This window comes from Trueperella pecoris, assembly GCF_014926385.1.
In the GTDB taxonomy this organism is placed as follows: Bacteria; Actinomycetota; Actinomycetes; order Actinomycetales; family Actinomycetaceae; genus Trueperella; species Trueperella pecoris.
The window spans coordinates 832,322-848,793 of sequence record NZ_CP053291.1; the positions used below are offsets into that span (position 1 = coordinate 832,322).

Below are 16,472 nucleotides of genomic sequence, written 5' to 3' on the forward strand. Positions count from 1 at the left end.
AAATGACCGACGTAGTTAATATCTTTAATTCGTGGCAGTTTAGCTTCCAATCGCTGGCTTACATTGCCGCTGCGCTTCTGTTCATCCTGGCTCTTGCGGGCCTCTCCCGGCAGGCTACTGCCCAGCGGGGCAACCGTCTGGGCATGGTTGGCATGGCGCTCGTGCTCGTGGCCACCATCATTTTCGTGATCTCCTTTGCCGGGGAAAACCAACTCACCTCGGCCCTTCTCATTGTGCTGGCGCTTGGCATCGGCGCGGGAGTCGGGATCCCGCTTGCTCGCAAGGTTGAGATGACAGGCATGCCAGAGCTCATTGCGATGCTGCACTCGTTCGTCGGCCTGGCAGCCGTGCTGGTGGGCTACAACTCTTTCATCATCGTTCCTGGCTCGGACTCGCCCGAAAACGCCTTCCACATGGGAGAAGTCGGGTTGGCTGTTTTCATCGGCGCGGTGACTTTCACCGGCTCGATCATCGCCTACCTCAAGCTCTCCGGCCGTATGTCGGGGCGCCCCCTGACGCTTCCCGGCCGAAACTGGCTCAACCTTGGTGCGCTCCTCGCCTCCGTCGTCCTCATCGTGTGGTTTGCCTACACCCGCAGCCTGGCCATGGGCATGATCCCGTTGGTTCTTCTGACGATCGTCGCCCTCTTGCTCGGGCTTCATCTCGTAGCGGCTATCGGCGGTGGCGACATGCCCGTCGTCGTCTCCATGCTGAACTCCTACTCCGGCTGGGCGGCGGCGATGGCCGGATTTACGCTCGGCAACGACCTGCTGATCATCGTCGGCGCACTTGTCGGTTCCTCCGGTGCATACCTGTCCTACATCATGTGCCAGGCCATGAACCGCTCGTTTATCTCAGTGATCCTCGGTGGCTTCGGCTCCGATGGCGGCGTGGCTGAGGAACGCGATTACGGTTCGCATCGCGAAATTTCTGCCGCCGAGGTAGCCGACATGCTCAAGGATGCCCACAAGGTAGTTATCACCCCCGGCTACGGCATGGCTGTTGCCCAGGCGCAGTACCCGGTTGCTGACCTGACGCGACGTCTGCGAGATCTCGGGGTTGATGTTTCTTTCGCGATTCACCCAGTGGCAGGGCGCCTGCCCGGCCACATGAACGTCCTGCTCGCCGAAGCGAACGTCCCGTACGACATCGTCTACGAGATGGACGAAGTCAACGACTCGCTGGGGGAGGCGGACGTCGTCCTGGTCATTGGCGCAAACGACACGGTCAACCCCTCTGCCGAAGAGCCCGGTTCGCCCATTGCGGGCATGCCCGTGGTCAAGGTCTGGGAGGCGAAGAACGTCATCGTCTTCAAGCGCTCCATGGGTAATGCTGGCTACGCCGGTGTTCAGAACCCGTTGTTCTTCAATGAGAACACGCAGATGCTGCTCGGAGACGCGAAGGAGTCTGTCAACCAGATCAACGCCGCGCTCTGAGGCTGGCTCGGTTGCGGCTTCCCGGCCTCGCGGTTGCGGCTTCCCGGCCTCGCGGCTGTACTAAGCTGATTGCCGCTGTAGTAATCTACGCCAGATTACTACAGCGGCAATCAGCTTAATAGGGTCTGGGCGGGCTGTACCGGGCGCGCTGTACCGGGCAGGCCGCGCCGGGCACGCCCACCTCCTGCGCACCAACGGTAACAAAAAAGGAGGGGCAGACCAATGGTCTGCCCCTCCTACGAGCTTTACTCTGAAGAGCTTAGCCTTCGATCTTAGCCACAAGCTTGGCAAGCTTCGACTTGCGGTTAGCGGCCTGGTTACGGTGAATAACACCCTTCGAGACAGCCTTGTCGAGCTTGCGGGATGCGGTGCGAAGCGCAGCTTCAGCCTCTTCGGCGTTGCCAGCGGCGGCAGCTTCGCGGACCTTGCGGACCAGGGTGCGAACCTCGGTCTTGACGGCCTTGTTGCGAAGACGACGCTTTTCGTTGGTCTTGATGCGCTTGATCTGGGACTTGATGTTTGCCACTGAATAACTCTTTCGTTGTAAATGGTTGGCCCCTTGCGGGCCGCGGGTCGGTTGAGGGCTTGCCACCTTCGGACTGAGGCGTGGGGCGCCCGTGGAAAGAAGGATGACCGGACCTTTCACCCGACCAGGTTCAAAGTCCAATTAAGTACTTTAGCAAAGCAGTCGGCGCCGCAAAAGTGAGGCCAGATGCGGATTGTGGTGCATCTGCTCACGTTTGCGGCGCCGTAAGCGCCTGAGCCCGAGAATCACGTTCGGCGACAACGCCGAACGTGCCTACGCGGCTGAGCGGCTGGCGAGTTACTTATTGCCCTTCAGCTTATCGATCGCGTCATTGACGACGCCTTTGGCCTTTTCGGCAGCGTTTGCGACCTTATCCTTGATGTCGGCTGACATCTGGTCCTTCTTGCCTTCGAATTCCAGGCTCTCGTTGTCGGTTGCCTTGCCGGCAGCCTCCTTGGCCTTTCCGCCGAGGTCTTCTGCCGTGTTCTTGATGTCATCTCCGAGACTCATGGTCATTCCTTACGTTGAACTTGAAGCTTGGAAACTCCCTGACCACACCAACACTAAGTGGCCAACCTTGGAAAACCCTGGCATTAACCGTGGAGCTCCTTGAGAGCGGCGACGACGGCGTCGTACCGAGCGCGGTCGAGGGTACTGCCCTCGCGGCGAACCTGGCCGACATGCGCGACGAGAAGGCGATCGAGCCGGACCTCCGAGTTGCGGCCCTTGCTGTCCCAGGGGCCGCTGCCGATATCCAGCCAATGGCGCCCCTGCCCTTCCTCGTATCCCGTGTAGGAGTCGTGATCCTTGCTGCTCATCTGCGCGAAGATGACGTGGTCATCCATATCGGCGACGACGAGCACGGGCCGATCTTTTCCGCGTCCGTCGTTTTCGTCGAATGGCACCCACGCCCACACGACCTCGCCGGGATCGGGGAAACCGTCGTGACGTGGCTGATACTCGAAACTGGGCAGTCCCACCGTGGCAATCGGCCACGCGACAGCCTGCTCGTCGCGGCCAGGTAGCGAGAACGAAGGCTTATTCCCAGCCCGGCTCGGCTTCCCAGATACGCTCGTCCTTCCAGGCTGCCCGGCCTTCGTGGCCCGGGTCGGTTGAGAGGACCGACGAGCCGGCTTACGCGAGGCGCTCTTGTCTTTCGCCGCACTCATGACGTCGCGCGCCACGGATCGGCCGACGGAGAAGACGATCTGGAGGAGAGAATCCTTGAAAGACATCGGCTATTCCTGATCTACATCGTTGAGAAGGTTGATGACGTCGACATGGAGACGTTCGGCGTCGGGAACGTCGTGCAGGTAGAGCGGATTGTCTGCCGACGTCTCCAGCACGAGCGTGCCGCAGCCGAAGAAGCGGTCCACAAGGTCACGCTCATAGGAGGCGCTCGAAATGCGGGAGAGAGGAATGTCGTGGCCGGATTTATTGAAGATTCCGGAGCGCGTGATGATGCGGCGCGAGGTGACGGTGTATGTCGTCGTCAACCACTGCAGCCACGGTATTGCGAAGAGGAAGAGCACTAAAACCGCGCCGGTTGCTCCCACGGCCCACGGCCCCCACGGTGAGAGCGAGTCTGGCATGAACGCGAGGGCCAACGAGACCGCGACGACGACGATGACGAGCGCCGCGATGTTGCCGAAGAGTGCCTTGATGTGTTCGCGCATGTGGCGTACGACGTATTCGTCTGTTGCCAGTAATTTCTCATTAAATCCCATAGCCCTATCTTCCCACATGCTCCGGGCGAGGTTACAGCCAAATGAAGAGGCTGACGATGACCAGGAAGCCAATCAGGGGCAACGAGGCGAGAGTGATCGTTGCGGAGGCGAGCGTCCAGCGTAGGTCGTCCCTCAGGTGGGGTGCTTCCTCGATGCCGCCCGCTTGGGCGATCGCCGCGCGTTGGGCAGCCTCGAGCCGGGGGAGGAAGACGTTCTTCTTCAGGGAAGCTTCCCGTTCGGCGGCGGCGAGACGTTCGCGTGCGGCCAGGCGCTCGGCCTCGGCGCGCATTCCCTGCGGGTTAGGGCCGGAGATGACCTCGCCATTCTCGTCAATAACGACGCCGTCTCCGCCGCGCATCGAAAGCTCGGCGGCTCCCGTGGGGGCTTGGTAGCTTTGGCGTAGCCTCTCGATGTAGCGATCGACGCCCTGCTCTAGGCGCCTGCGGCGGAGCGCGAAAAAGACCAAGACGAGTGAAAAGAAGACGCCGGCACCGAACGGGATCCACGCCGCGGGCGACGAGGAGTGGTTGCCGGCTTGCCAACCGACCACAAGCAACAGTGCGTTGCCGACTCCAGCGAGGCTGACGAGGGCTTTTCCGGGCAGGCGTGAGAGCCGCTCGATCGCGGGAAGGAACAGATTCATGGATCCAGGGCCTAGGCTCATGCGTTGAATTGTGTCACGAAGGATACGCGCCGCGGCGAAACTTTCGCTGAGGGAGGCATACTATCCGCCTAACCTCACACAGCCACCCGCGCGATGCTCGCCAGGGCGCTGGTATCGTTATGACCGACTGTTATGTGAAGGAGACTCGTGCCCGTTTCTAACGCACCTGAGCTGGCGAAGATCCAGCCTGCGACCACCCCGGCGTCGAAGATCAGAAATTTCTGCATCATCGCCCACATTGACCACGGCAAGTCCACGCTTGCCGATCGCATGCTACAGCTGACGGACATCGTCACTGAGCGTGAGATGCGAGCCCAGTATCTCGACCGCATGGATATCGAGCGCGAGCGCGGCATTACGATTAAGTCGCAGGCTGTGCGCATGCCGTGGACGGTCGACGGCGAAGCCTATGCCCTGAACATGATCGACACCCCCGGGCACGTGGATTTCGCCTACGAGGTCTCGCGATCGCTGGCGGCGTGCGAGGGTGCGATCCTTCTTGTTGATTCCGCGCAGGGCATCGAGGCGCAGACGCTTGCCAACCTTTACATGGCTCTTGATAATGATCTCGTCATCATTCCCGTCCTTAATAAGATTGACCTTCCCGCGGCCAACCCGGATAAGTATGCCGAAGAGCTCGCCGCGCTCATCGGGTGCGAGCCGGAGGATTGCATCCGCGTGTCGGGCAAGACCGGCGAGGGCGTGGACGTGCTTCTGGACCGCATCGTCAACGAGATTCCGGCGCCCGTGGGCGATCCGGAGGGCGAGGCGCGCGCGATGATTTTCGACTCGGTCTACGATTCCTACCGTGGCGTGGTCACGTACGTGCGTGTGGTCGACGGCAGCCTGACCCCGCGTCAACGTGTCCAAATGATGTCTACCCACGCCAACCACGAGCTGCTCGAGATCGGTGTTATCTCCCCTGAGCCTAAGCCCTCGGCCGGCCTTGGTGTCGGCGAGGTCGGGTACCTGATCACGGGCGTCAAAGACGTGTGCCAGTCCCGCGTCGGTGACACGGTCACCGATGCGCGCAATCCTGCCCGTGAGGCTCTCTCCGGTTACCGTGATCCGAAGCCCATGGTCTATTCGGGCATCTACCCGATCGACGGCTCGGACTATCCGGCGCTACGCGACGCGCTGGACAAGCTCAAGCTCAACGACGCCGCCCTGACCTACGAGCCCGAGAACTCGGTTGCCCTCGGGTTTGGCTTCCGCTGTGGCTTCTTGGGACTGCTACACCTAGAGATCGTGACCGAGCGCCTCGAGCGAGAGTTCGACCTCGATCTGATCGCCACAGCCCCGTCGGTCATCTACCGTGTGATCGCTGAGGGTGGCGCCGAACACGTCGTGTCCAATCCTTCAGAGTTTCCCGAAGGGAAGATTAAGGCCATCTATGAGCCGCTCGTCAACGCCACGATTCTGACCCCCACCGATTACGTGGGAACGACGATGGAGTTGTGCCAGCAGCGCCGAGGCATGCTCCAGGGCATGGACTACCTGTCATCCGATCGCGTGGAATTGCGCTACAAGTTGCCGCTCGCCGAGATCGTCACGGACTTCTTTGACCAGCTCAAGTCCCGTACGAAGGGCTACGCCTCGCTCGACTATAAGGAAGAGGGGGAGCAAGAGGCGGACCTGGTCAAGGTTGACATCCTGCTCAACGGCGAAAAGGTCGACGCCTTCTCCGCGATCGTGCACCGCGACAACGCCTACCACTACGGTGTGGAAATGACCGGCAAGCTCAAGGGCCTCATTCCTCGCCAGCAGTTTGAGATTCCCGTCCAGGCGGCCGTCGGCTCCCGCATCATTGCCCGCGAGACCATCCGCGCGTTGCGCAAGGACATGCTCGCCAAGTGTTATGGCGGCGACATCTCGCGTAAGCGCAAGCTCTTGGAGAAGCAGAAGGAGGGCAAGAAGCGTATGAAGTCCATCGGCCGCGTGGATGTGCCCCAGGAGGCTTTCGTCGCCGCGCTTTCCTCCGAGATGCCAGAGTCTAAGAAGAAGTAGATGAACGATCACAGTGTTCACGGCTGCCCGCAGGGGCAGGACAACCCCAACTATGGGCGCATCATGTCCTTCACTCGCCGCGGCTCGCGCTTGGGCGATAAGTACGAGAAGGTCATGGCCGAATTCGGGCCGAAGTACGTCATCGATTACCCGGAGGGTGCGGCTCAAACTACGATTGCGCAGGACGCCTTTGTCGATCTCAACGCGGCCTTTGGCCGTAGCGCGCCGCTCGTGGTGGAGATCGGGCCCGGTTCGGGCGAGCAGACGATGTCCGCCGCCCTTGCCCACCCAGAGTGGAACTTCCTGGCGTTGGAGGCCTGGTCGCCGGGCGTTGCTCGGTGCGTGAACGCGGCCGTGCGTGAGGGCGTGAGCAACGTGCGCATTATGGAAATCGACGCTGCCCAGGCGCTTCCCATCCTCTTCCGTCGCGGGGATTTGGAGAATCCGCGAGCACACGAGATGTGGACGTTCTTCCCCGACCCGTGGCGAAAGAAGCGCCACCGCAAGCGTCGTATCGTCTCGGATGAATTCGCTCAGACCGCAGCGCTCGTCCTCGAAGAAGGGGGAGTGTGGCGCCTGGCGACGGACTGGGCCGACTACGCGTGGCAGATGCGTGACGTGGTGGCGGACAGCTCCCACTTCGACAATGCGTACGCCGGGCTGAACCTCGACGAGGCGGACGAGGGGAAGTACACGGGTGGATTTGCCCCGCGTTGGGACGGGCGCGTCATGACGCGCTTCGAATCCCGCGGCATCGAGGCGGGCCGCACAATCTACGACATTGAGGCGATCCGCAGGCGTGACTGACGTCGATCTTGCCAGTATCGCGGGCCCGGTCGAGGATTTTTCGGCCTACGTTCACGTTCCCTTCTGCTCGGTGCGGTGCGGGTATTGCGACTTCAACACCTACACCAACCTCGACTTTGGTGGTGGGGCGAGTGCCAGCCGTTTCGCCCAGACCTTGATCCTCGAGATCGAGCTGGCGCGCGACGTCGTCGCCCCCAGCGGGCTTCGAACCGTGTTTTTTGGCGGCGGGACGCCCACGATGCTTCCGGCCACGGACCTGGCCGCGATCATGTCTGCGTTACGTGAGGCCTTCGGCACGCCCGAGCTGGAGGTGACTACGGAGGCGAACCCCGAGACGGTGACTCGTGCCGATCTGGAGGCGCTCGCCGAGGCAGGATTTACCAGGTTCTCCTTCGGAATGCAGTCCGCGGTTGACCACGTGCTCAAGGTACTCGACCGCAAACACACCCCTGGCCAGGTCAGCGCTGTCGCGGCGTGGGCCCGGGAGCTCGGGTTGGAGTTTTCGCTCGACCTGATCTACGGCGCGCCGGGAGAATCGCGTGAGGATTGGCAGGCCTCGCTCGACGCCGCGATCGAACTCGAGCCGGGGCACATTTCGGCTTATGGGCTCACAATCGAGAACGGCACCAAGATGGGCGGCCAGTTGCGCCGCGGAGAGATTGCGCCACCCGACCCGGACGAGCTCGCCCTCAAATATGAAATGGCAGACGACACCCTCTCGGCAGCCGGCTATTCCTGGTACGAGGTCTCTAACTGGGCCAAGCCGGGCAAGGCCAGCGAACATAACCGCGCCTATTGGACGAACGCCAACTGGTGGGGATTCGGGCCTGGCGCACACAGCCACATCAACGGCTGGCGCTTTTGGAACCTCAAGCACCCCATCGCTTATACGGGCAAACTTGACCAGGGCATCGCCCCGATCGGCGGGGGAGAGCATCTGTCGCCGGAGGAGCGCAGGGAAGAAGACATCATGCTGGGCATCCGGTTGCGCGAGGGTATCTCCTCCGACGGTGTGCCGGCCCACGTGATCGCTTCGCTCATCGCTGATGAGCTCATCGATTCCAGCGCTACGTTCACCGGGCGCATACGCTTGACTCGCAAGGGCCGGCTCCTGGCCGACACCGTTATTCGTGCCCTGTGGGGCGTTTAGGAGACAACCATGCACCGTGATTACATCGTCTTTACACTTCTTGGCCTCCTGATTGGCCTGCCGCTGCTATACACGGCATTCGCGCTCGTCTCGAAAAACTCGAAGGGAAGCTGGGATGAGGCCTCGCGGCTGAAGGGGCGCATGCGCGCCGAGGGGTGGCGGGTGAAGGATACGACTGACAACCTCGCCTTGTTCCTACTCGGCACGGCCGACTTGCCAGAATTTTGGCCGATTAGCGCCAAGGCGCACGGAATCGAGGCGGTCAGTTCCGGTCGGCGCCGGCCCGCGTGGCGGGCGGGAACATTCGTTGCCCCGTCGGTGGGGACACACATGTTCTTCACTCTCGAGATACCGCAGCGCTCGGACGGCGCGGAGCCTGAATTTTCCGAAGCGCTCGTGCGCGTCGTGGACGGGGAACTCGTGTACGAAGGGGCCGGTGACGTTCCGGCATTCCTCGACGACGCCGTACGGCGCTTCCTCCTCGGATGGCCGGGCTTGCAGGCGGCGCATTTCCTTGGGGAGAAGGTGACGTTCATGTTTGACGGCCACCGCGAGGATCAGGTGGAGCGGCTCAAGACCGTCGACGAGCACGCCCAGGGGATCATCGGGTTGATCCCCGAGGAGGCGTGGACGTAGACGGCGTCGTGCGGACGGTGCCGGACGACTCGGCGTCGTCGGTGAGTCTAGCGGCTGGGCACCGTCACGAAATCGATGAGTTCCTCCATACGGCCGAGGAAGGCGGGTTCTAGGTCGCGGTAGTCGCGCACGGAGTCGAGGATGCGTTTCCACCCCAGCCCGATGTCCTCCTTCGACTGGTAGGGCCAGCCCATCCGCTTAAGTGTTCCGGCCTTGATATCTTCCCCGCGAGGCACGTACGGCCACTGCTTCAGGCCGACCACCGCGGGCTTGATGGCCTGCCAAATATCGACGTAGGGGTGGCCGAGGACAAGGACACCCTCCATGCGCGAGACCTCGGCGGCGATGCGCGCTTCTTTTGAGCCCTCGACCATGTGGTCGAGCATAATGCCCGCCCGCTTGGAATTGCTCGGCCCGAAGACGGCCAGGATCTGCGCGAGGTTGTCCGCGCCGAAGAGCTCTTCGATCATGATTCCCTCGTAGGCGAGGTCCGAGCCCCAAATTTTCGAGATGAGTTCGGCGTCATGCTTACCTTCTACCCAGATGCGGCTGGCCTGGGCAATGCGCGCTTCGTGTTCGACGTGGAAGGAGCCGGAGGCAGTGATCTTCCGGGTGGACGCACGCTTCTTCGGGCGGGGCGGCAGGAGATTGACGGCCTGGCCCTCGAGCCAGAACCCTCTGCCGAGGGGGAACTGGCGGCGGTGCATGCGCGAGTCTTCCAGCTCCATTTGCCACTGCCCGGCAACCTTGCCCACCTTCATGACCTCTCCGACGAATCCCGAGGAGGGATCCTCGATGACCATGCCAACCTCGACCTCGACGTCGGAAAAGCGTGAGGCGCGGGCGGAGGAGAGGACGTCGTGGCCGTATCGATCCTGGCCGGGAAATGAATAATCATGTGGCATAAGCCCAAGGCTATCGCGTCGGGGACTGGGATATTTCGACAACACGGCGTAGAATTGGCACTCGGTGTGGGGGAGTGCTACCGAAGGAGGGGAGATGAATAACGAGCGCAGGGCAATGGTTCTGAACGCGATTGTGCAGGACTACGTCAAAACGGGGGAGCCGGTGGGTTCACGCGCCGTTGTCGAGCGTCACCACCTGGGAGTATCGCCTGCGACTGTTCGCAACGACATGGCGGCGCTCGAAGAGGCCGGGCTGATTCATCAGCCACACACGTCGGCCGGGCGCGTCCCTACTGACGCTGGATACCGCCAGTTCGTTGACCAGATTGCCGACGTCAAGCCGCTTTCACGGGCCGAGCGGGCCGCGATTGAACGCATGTTGTACGACGCCGTCGACCTCGATGACGTCATCACGCGCGCTGTCCGCCTCCTGGCTTCCCTCACGAACCAGACGGCAATGGTCCAGTATCCCTCGCTCCGTCGCACGTCCTTGCGCCACATCGAGCTGGTAGCGCTGACCGAGCGCAAGGTGCTCGTCGTCATCATCACTGACGCCGGACGGGTCGAACAGCGCGTGGTCAGTTTTCCGGACGCGTTGGGGGCCGATGACCTCGCCGCGCTGCGCCTCGCCGTCAACTCCGAGCTGGAGGAGCTGCAACTGCCCGAGCTTGGTCAAGCACTTGCGCGACTCGCTGCGTGTCTTCCGCATCAGCTGGTCGACGCCGCCGATATTATCGGCCGGGCCGTGGAAGACACGCTGGCCAACGAGGCCGAGGAGCGGGTCGTCGTTGCCGGGACGGCCAACCTCACGCGCTATAACATCGACTTCGAGCATTCTGTCTTCCCGATCCTTGACGCTATTGAAGAGCAAGTGGTGCTGTTGCGCATGCTCGCCAACCAGCAAGACGGCCTGCACGTGGGCATCGGGCGTGAGAACTCCGGTGATGCTTTCAGCGAAACCTCTGTGGTGTCCACCAATTACGTGGGGCCTGACCAGAAAACGCTCGCCCGACTTGGCATCATAGGACCGACCCGGATGGACTACACGGCCAACATCTCCTCGGTTTACGCCGTGGCGAAGTACCTATCCGACATTCTTGCAGCTAACTAAAAAGGGACACTGTGGCAGATTATTACGACATCCTTGGCGTGAGCCGAAACGCTACCCAGGCTGAGATTAAGAAGGCCTATCGGAAGAAGTCGCGCGAACTGCATCCGGACAACCCCAACGGCGGTTCGACCGAGAAATATCAGGAAGTCAACACCGCATACGAGGTCCTCTCGAACGCCGAGAAGCGTCAGATGTACGACATGGGCGGAGAAGACGCATTGCGAGGTGGCGCCGGAGGCGGCTTCAGCGGAGACTTCGGTGGGTTCCAAGACATTTTTGACACCTTCTTCGGGGGCGGTAACACGCGCCGGGGCCCGGCCTCGCGCACCCGCCGCGGTCAGGATGCCCTCGTGGGCATGAGCCTGACGCTCGAGGACGTCGTCTTCGGCACGGACAAGACGATCAGCCACGAAGCCATCATCGAATGCCCGCATTGCTTGGGACAGATGACCGAGCCCGGTACCGAGCCCGTGATCTGCACCAACTGTGACGGCACGGGTAGTACCCAGCGCGTGACCCAGTCCCTATTCGGCCCGGTCATGTCTCAGGCGACGTGTGGGCGTTGCCAGGGCTACGGCACCATCATCGTCACCCCGTGCGGGGAGTGCTCGGGAGAGGGGCGCATCCGCGCCAATCAGTCGGTGACGGTCAAGGTCCCGGCCGGCGTCGAAGAAGGGATGCGCATTCGTCTTCAGGGGAAGGGCGACGCCGGTTTGGCAGGCGGCCCCGCCGGCGACCTGTTTGCACAGGTGCACATCGAGGCGGATCCGGTCTTTACCCGATCGGGCGATGACCTGCTGTGTACGCTCGAGGTGCCGATGACGTCGGCCGCACTGGGCACCGAGATTTCGATCAATACTTTTGACGGCGAGCGTAGTCTCACGCTCGAGCCGGGCACGCAGGCTGGCCAGGTGGAGGTCCTCGACGGGCTCGGCGTGGGGCGCCTGCACCGCCGTGGCCGTGGCGACCTGAAGGTCCAGATTCAGGTGGCTACGCCGACGAAGCTCGACGCCCGCCAGCGCGAGCTACTGGAGGAGTTCGCAGCCCAACGTGGGGAGGACACCGGCTCGTTGGTGCATTCCAGCTCCTCGATTTTTGATCGGATTTGGGAGCGCTTGAGCGGGCGATGACACGGCCAACCTACATCGACCCTGACCTCGTCGACGCCGAACGCATCGTCCTCGGCAGCAGCGAGGGGCGCCACGCCGCAACCGTGCGCCGCACGAAGGTAGGCGAGCAGATCGACGTCGTTGACGGGCGTGGCTTGCGCGTCACGATCGAGGTCGAGTCCGTGACCAAGAGCGAGGTCGTGGGTCGGCGCCTGGGGTGCGTGCGCGAGGACGCGCGCGATCCGCACCTCACGCTCGTGCAGGCGCTGGCCAAGGGCGGGCGCGACGAGCAGGCGATCGAGACGTGCACGGAATTCGGGGTCGACGCCTTCATTCCGTGGATGAGTGAGCGTACCATCGTGCGCTGGAACGACCGCGCCAAGGCGGACAAGGGCCGGGCGAAGCTCGCCGACACCGCCTGGGCGGCGGCGAAACAGTCGCGGCGCGCTTATGTGCCACAGGTTCGTCCGGCTGTGACGAGCAAGGAACTGGCCTCGATCATCGCCGACTTCGACGGGACCGTGCTCGTGTGCCACGAAGAAGCGACGACGCCCCTACCGCACCTTATGCCGTTGGCCGGGCACGTCATGCTGATCGTGGGGCCAGAGGGCGGCATCTCCCCGCAAGAGATCGAGGCCTTCGAAGGTGCCGGAGCGCGTACCATCCTCTTGGGCCAACACGTGTTACGTTCGGCGAGCGCGGGGGCGTGGGCCACGGCCGTCATCCGCGCTTATAGCCGGTAGGATAAGGGCAATGGAAACAACAGCGACTATGAACGTGCCGGACCGGATTCCGATGATCAACATCCTCGGGCACCGGGACGAGGTTCTTCGCGCGCTCGAACGCGGCCTCGCGCCCGTCGTCATACATGTGCGCGGCCAACAGATTAGCCTCAGCGGCCCGCAGTCCGACGTCGCGCTTGCTCGTGATCTCCTGGGCGAATTGATCTCGGTGGCGGGGACGGGGGAGCACATGACGGTCGACGCCGTCGAGCGTGCCATCGCGATCCTTCGATCCGGGCTCGCCAAGCCTACGGACCTGCTGAGCACTGACATTTTGACTAACCGTGGCAAGACGATCCGCCCCAAGACGCTCGGCCAGAAGGCCTACGTGGACGCGATTGACGAGAACACCATTGTCTTTGGCATCGGGCCCGCGGGAACCGGCAAGACGTACCTGGCTATGGCCAAGGCTGTTGTGGCGCTCCAGAAGAAGCAGGTCAATCGCATCGTTCTCACCCGCCCCGTCGTGGAGGCTGGCGAGTCGTTGGGATATCTGCCAGGTTCGCTCAACGACAAGATCGACCCGTACATGCGCCCGCTGTATGACGCGCTTTATGACATGATCGATCCCGATGCGATCCTCAAGCTGCTCGCCGCGGGCACGATTGAGGTTGCGCCGCTGGCCTACATGCGTGGACGCACGCTCAACGATGCGTTCGTCATCCTCGACGAGGCGCAGAACACGACGCCCGAACAGATGAAGATGTTCCTCACGCGCCTTGGGTTTAACTCCACGATGGTCATCACCGGTGATCTGACTCAGGTCGACCTGCCCTCGAAGCAGACCTCGGGACTGGGCCTCGTGCGGCGCATCTTGCGCGATGTGGACAAGATCAAGTTCATCGAGCTTGGCTCGGCCGACGTCGTTCGCCATCGGCTCGTGGCGGACATCATCGACGCGTACGCCCGCTTCGATGCGGAATAGGGGGAAGACATGATTGAAGTCAACGACGAATCCGGCTTCGAGCCTGCCATCGGCGTGAGCGAAGTGTCGGAGCTGGCAGCATACGTCCTCACCGAGATGCGTGTTCATCCGCAGGCTGACCTGTCCATCCTGTTCGTCGACGAAGAGGCGATGAGCACGCTCCACGTAGAGTGGATGGATCTTCCCGGCCCCACTGACGTGCTGTCCTTCCCCATGGACGAGATCCGACCCGCTCCGGTGGGCACCGAACCCAAGCCGGGCATGCTCGGCGATATTGTGGTTTGCCCGACCGTGGCGGCCGCCCAGGCGCTGAAGTCGGGACACGCGACCATGGAAGAGGTTCTTCTCCTTGTCACGCACGGTATCTTGCACCTGCTTGGCTACGATCACGCCGAGCCGGAGGAAAAGAAGGAGATGTTTGATCTCCAGCGCCGGCTCTTGCTGACCTTCCTCGCCCGTAAACCCCACGATTACGGGTCGGGAGATATTGACGACATCGCGCCCACGATCGACGACTAATGATCGAATCCGAAGTTTCTTTGGCCCTCGCGAGCGTCGTGGCGGTGGTGGCCCTGCTTGGTACCTCGCTGACGGGCGTCGTGCTTGAGGCGCTTAATTCGATCACGCGCCCGCGCGTCCGCCAGGCCCTGGAAGACGGGTCTGCGGGCAAGCACTTGACCCGCATCTATCAGCGTCGGCCCGCAGCGCTCGCCGCAGTCATGGCCCTGCGTAACGTTTTTCTCCTCATCCTCGCCCTCGGTGTGTCCACACTCGTGGCCGACTTTCTCCATGATCCGTGGGCGGTGTGGACCCTGACCGTCGTGATCTCCGTGCTCGCTCTGATGGCCATGAACGCGTGGCTGCGCACCGACGTGGGGGCGAAGTATCCCGTGCAGGCGTTGCGGGTTGGCGATGCGGTGGTGTGGCCTCTGGCGCGTCTTGGCTCCGTGTTCGTCACCCGCCGCGAGCCCGACGACGAGGAGGAGCGCGAAAACCGGTACGAGGACGAGCTCCAGGTGATGGTCGAGCGCGTTTCCGAATCCGAAGTGTTGGAAGACGACGAGCGCTCGATGCTGCGCTCCGTGTTCGAACTGTCGCATACGATCGTGCGAGAGGTGATGGTTCCCCGCACCGACATGGTGGCCATCGATTCCACGGAGGATCTCGATCATGCCCTGTCACTCTTTACCCGGTCGGGATTCTCGCGTGTGCCCGTGATCGGAGAATCCTCCGACGATTTGCTCGGGGTGCTGTTCATGAAGGACGTGGTGCGCCGGATTCATCGGCGCACAGACGCCGACGGGCTACTGGTGACCGACGTGATGCGTGAGGCCCATTTCGTTCCGGAGTTCATGCTTGCCGACGACCTGCTCGCCCAGATGCAGGCAACATCGAACCACATCGCCTTCGCCGTCGACGAATGGGGTGGCATTGCCGGCCTGGTCACCATCGAGGATCTGCTCGAGGAGTTGGTGGGGGAGATGGTTGACGAACATGACCGTGCCCTTCCTGAGATCGAAGAAATCAGCGAGGGCGTCTACCGAGTTCCGGCCCGCATGCCGATTGACGACGTCGTGGAGATCTTCGACATCGACTTCGATGACGAGGACGTGGACACGATCGGCGGCCTGCTGACCAAGGGGCTGGGCCGCATTCCCATCCGCGGGTCGGCGACCAACATTGCCGGGCTACACCTGCAAGCCGACCGTTTCGAGGGGCGCAGAAAGCGCCTCGTCAGTGTTATTGCCCAACGAGCTGAGGAAAATGATGAATGATTTCCCCCCTGATTTTCGCGCTGGTTTCGTCTCCGTGGTGGGACGGCCAAACGCGGGTAAGTCCACGTTGACCAACGCGATGGTCGGCACGAAGATCGCCATCACGGCGGATCAGCCCGAGACGACCCGCCGGGTCATTCGTGGCATCGTCCAGCTCGACGCCGGCCAGCTCATCGTCGTCGATACCCCTGGCCTTCATCGCCCGCGAACGCTCCTCGGCGAGCGCTTGAACGACATGGTCGGGGAGTCGCTCTCCGACGTCGACGCCGTGGCCCTATGCATGCCCGCGGATGAGCCGACCGGGCCGGGCGACCGTTTCCTGCTCGACCTCGTGAAGAAGACGGGCGCGCCCATCATCGCCGTCATCACGAAGACGGACAAGGTCGCCAAGGACAAGCTGGCCGACCGTATCATCGAAGTCTCCCAACTGCACGACTTCGAGGAGATCGTTCCAGTCAGCGCCGTCAAGGGCGACCAAGTCCAGCTGCTGGCCGAGCTTCTGCTCACGCGCATGCCGCTCAGCCCCCCGCTCTATCCACGCGATTCGATCACTGACGAGACGGAAGAGGAACTGATCGGTGAGCTGATTCGAGAGGCCGCCCTCGTGGGCGTGCGCGACGAGTTGCCGCACTCGATCGCCGTTGTCGTCGAGGAAATGTATACCCGGCCGCGCAAGGACGGTGACGATCGCCCGCCGGTCATGGCGATCCACGCCAGCCTCTTCGTCGAACGCGAGTCGCAGAAGGGCATCGTCATCGGTAGGGGCGGCGCCCGTTTGAAGCGCGTGGGCAAGCAGGCCCGCGAGTCGATCGAGCGTCTCCTGGGTCAGCAGGTCTACCTCGACCTGTATGTCAAGGTCGCCAAGGAATGGCAGCGCGACCCGAAGATGCTGGGACGGCTCGGATTTTGAGC

At 62.5% G+C, this 16,472-nt stretch carries 18 protein-coding genes; 12 read left to right on the forward strand and 6 right to left on the reverse strand.

The window, feature by feature from the left end; genetic code table 11:
• Positions 1–2 precede the first annotated feature (2 nt).
• A complete protein-coding gene (gene pntB, locus HLG82_RS03965; RefSeq protein WP_193327410.1) occupies positions 3–1,436 on the forward strand; it encodes a Re/Si-specific NAD(P)(+) transhydrogenase subunit beta in 1,434 nt (477 codons plus the stop codon).
• Between the two features lie 259 nt (positions 1,437–1,695).
• On the opposite strand, the gene rpsT is transcribed toward pntB, so the two are convergent.
• The 5 genes from rpsT to HLG82_RS03990 all read right to left on the reverse strand — a co-directional run bounded on the left by rpsT (position 1,696) and on the right by HLG82_RS03990 (position 4,332).
• Positions 1,696–1,962, reverse strand: coding sequence for a 30S ribosomal protein S20 (gene rpsT, locus HLG82_RS03970; RefSeq protein ID WP_193327411.1), 267 nt, complete (start codon positions 1,960–1,962; stop codon positions 1,696–1,698).
• Between the two features lie 297 nt (positions 1,963–2,259).
• Positions 2,260–2,472 (reverse strand): CsbD family protein, encoded by a 213-nt coding sequence (locus HLG82_RS03975; protein WP_193327412.1) that lies wholly within the window; start codon positions 2,470–2,472, stop codon positions 2,260–2,262.
• An 83-nt stretch (positions 2,473–2,555) separates the two neighbouring features.
• Positions 2,556–3,197: a type II toxin-antitoxin system PemK/MazF family toxin gene (locus HLG82_RS03980; protein WP_193327413.1), complete on the reverse strand. Its 642-nt coding sequence runs from the start codon at positions 3,195–3,197 to the stop codon at positions 2,556–2,558.
• Between the two features lie 3 nt (positions 3,198–3,200).
• Complete coding sequence (locus HLG82_RS03985; RefSeq protein WP_193327414.1) at positions 3,201–3,689, reverse strand: PH domain-containing protein; 489 nt, start codon at positions 3,687–3,689, stop codon at positions 3,201–3,203.
• A 31-nt stretch (positions 3,690–3,720) separates the two neighbouring features.
• Complete coding sequence (locus HLG82_RS03990; RefSeq protein ID WP_193327415.1) at positions 3,721–4,332, reverse strand: hypothetical protein; 612 nt, start codon at positions 4,330–4,332, stop codon at positions 3,721–3,723.
• Between the two features lie 168 nt (positions 4,333–4,500).
• On the opposite strand from HLG82_RS03990, the gene lepA reads away from it, so the two are divergent.
• From lepA to HLG82_RS04010, 4 genes are read left to right on the forward strand one after another with little or no spacing between them, the layout of a single operon-like run.
• Positions 4,501–6,360, forward strand: coding sequence for a translation elongation factor 4 (lepA, locus tag HLG82_RS03995; RefSeq protein WP_193327416.1), 1,860 nt, complete (start codon positions 4,501–4,503; stop codon positions 6,358–6,360).
• A complete protein-coding gene (gene trmB, locus HLG82_RS04000; RefSeq protein WP_193327417.1) occupies positions 6,361–7,167 on the forward strand; it encodes a tRNA (guanosine(46)-N7)-methyltransferase TrmB in 807 nt (268 codons plus the stop codon).
• Positions 7,160–8,317, forward strand: a complete 1,158-nt coding sequence (gene hemW / locus HLG82_RS04005; RefSeq protein WP_193327418.1) for a radical SAM family heme chaperone HemW — start codon at positions 7,160–7,162, stop codon at positions 8,315–8,317. The genes trmB and hemW overlap by 8 nt, the downstream gene beginning before the upstream one ends.
• A 9-nt stretch (positions 8,318–8,326) precedes the next feature.
• Positions 8,327–8,953 carry a hypothetical protein gene (locus HLG82_RS04010; protein ID WP_193327419.1) on the forward strand — a complete coding sequence of 209 codons (627 nt, stop codon included), beginning with the start codon at positions 8,327–8,329 and terminating at the stop codon, positions 8,951–8,953.
• Between the two features lie 47 nt (positions 8,954–9,000).
• Here HLG82_RS04010 and HLG82_RS04015 read toward each other — a convergent pair whose 3' ends face one another.
• Positions 9,001–9,858 (reverse strand): DUF3097 family protein, encoded by an 858-nt coding sequence (locus tag HLG82_RS04015; protein WP_193327420.1) that lies wholly within the window; start codon positions 9,856–9,858, stop codon positions 9,001–9,003.
• A gap of 94 nt (positions 9,859–9,952) precedes the next feature.
• Between HLG82_RS04015 and hrcA the strand changes: the two genes are divergently transcribed.
• The 7 genes from hrcA to era are packed head-to-tail and all read left to right on the forward strand — an operon-like array spanning position 9,953 to position 16,470.
• On the forward strand, positions 9,953–10,969 hold the full coding sequence (hrcA, locus tag HLG82_RS04020; RefSeq protein WP_193327421.1) for a heat-inducible transcriptional repressor HrcA: 1,017 nt from the start codon (positions 9,953–9,955) through the stop codon (positions 10,967–10,969).
• Between the two features lie 11 nt (positions 10,970–10,980).
• Complete coding sequence (dnaJ, locus tag HLG82_RS04025; RefSeq protein ID WP_193327422.1) at positions 10,981–12,099, forward strand: molecular chaperone DnaJ; 1,119 nt, start codon at positions 10,981–10,983, stop codon at positions 12,097–12,099.
• Positions 12,096–12,821 (forward strand): 16S rRNA (uracil(1498)-N(3))-methyltransferase, encoded by a 726-nt coding sequence (locus HLG82_RS04030; RefSeq protein ID WP_193327423.1) that lies wholly within the window; start codon positions 12,096–12,098, stop codon positions 12,819–12,821. The genes dnaJ and HLG82_RS04030 overlap by 4 nt, the downstream gene beginning before the upstream one ends.
• A 10-nt stretch (positions 12,822–12,831) precedes the next feature.
• The gene (locus HLG82_RS04035; protein WP_193327424.1) at positions 12,832–13,785 is read left to right on the forward strand and encodes a PhoH family protein; all 954 of its coding nucleotides are present in this window, start codon (positions 12,832–12,834) and stop codon (positions 13,783–13,785) included.
• Positions 13,786–13,794: 9 nt separating this feature from the next.
• The gene (ybeY, locus tag HLG82_RS04040; protein WP_193327425.1) at positions 13,795–14,304 is read left to right on the forward strand and encodes an rRNA maturation RNase YbeY; all 510 of its coding nucleotides are present in this window, start codon (positions 13,795–13,797) and stop codon (positions 14,302–14,304) included.
• The gene (locus HLG82_RS04045) at positions 14,304–15,560 is read left to right on the forward strand and encodes a hemolysin family protein (RefSeq protein ID WP_246462249.1); all 1,257 of its coding nucleotides are present in this window, start codon (positions 14,304–14,306) and stop codon (positions 15,558–15,560) included. The genes ybeY and HLG82_RS04045 overlap by 1 nt, the downstream gene beginning before the upstream one ends.
• The gene (gene era / locus HLG82_RS04050; RefSeq protein ID WP_193327426.1) at positions 15,553–16,470 is read left to right on the forward strand and encodes a GTPase Era; all 918 of its coding nucleotides are present in this window, start codon (positions 15,553–15,555) and stop codon (positions 16,468–16,470) included. The genes HLG82_RS04045 and era overlap by 8 nt, the downstream gene beginning before the upstream one ends.
• Positions 16,471–16,472 lie beyond the last annotated feature (2 nt).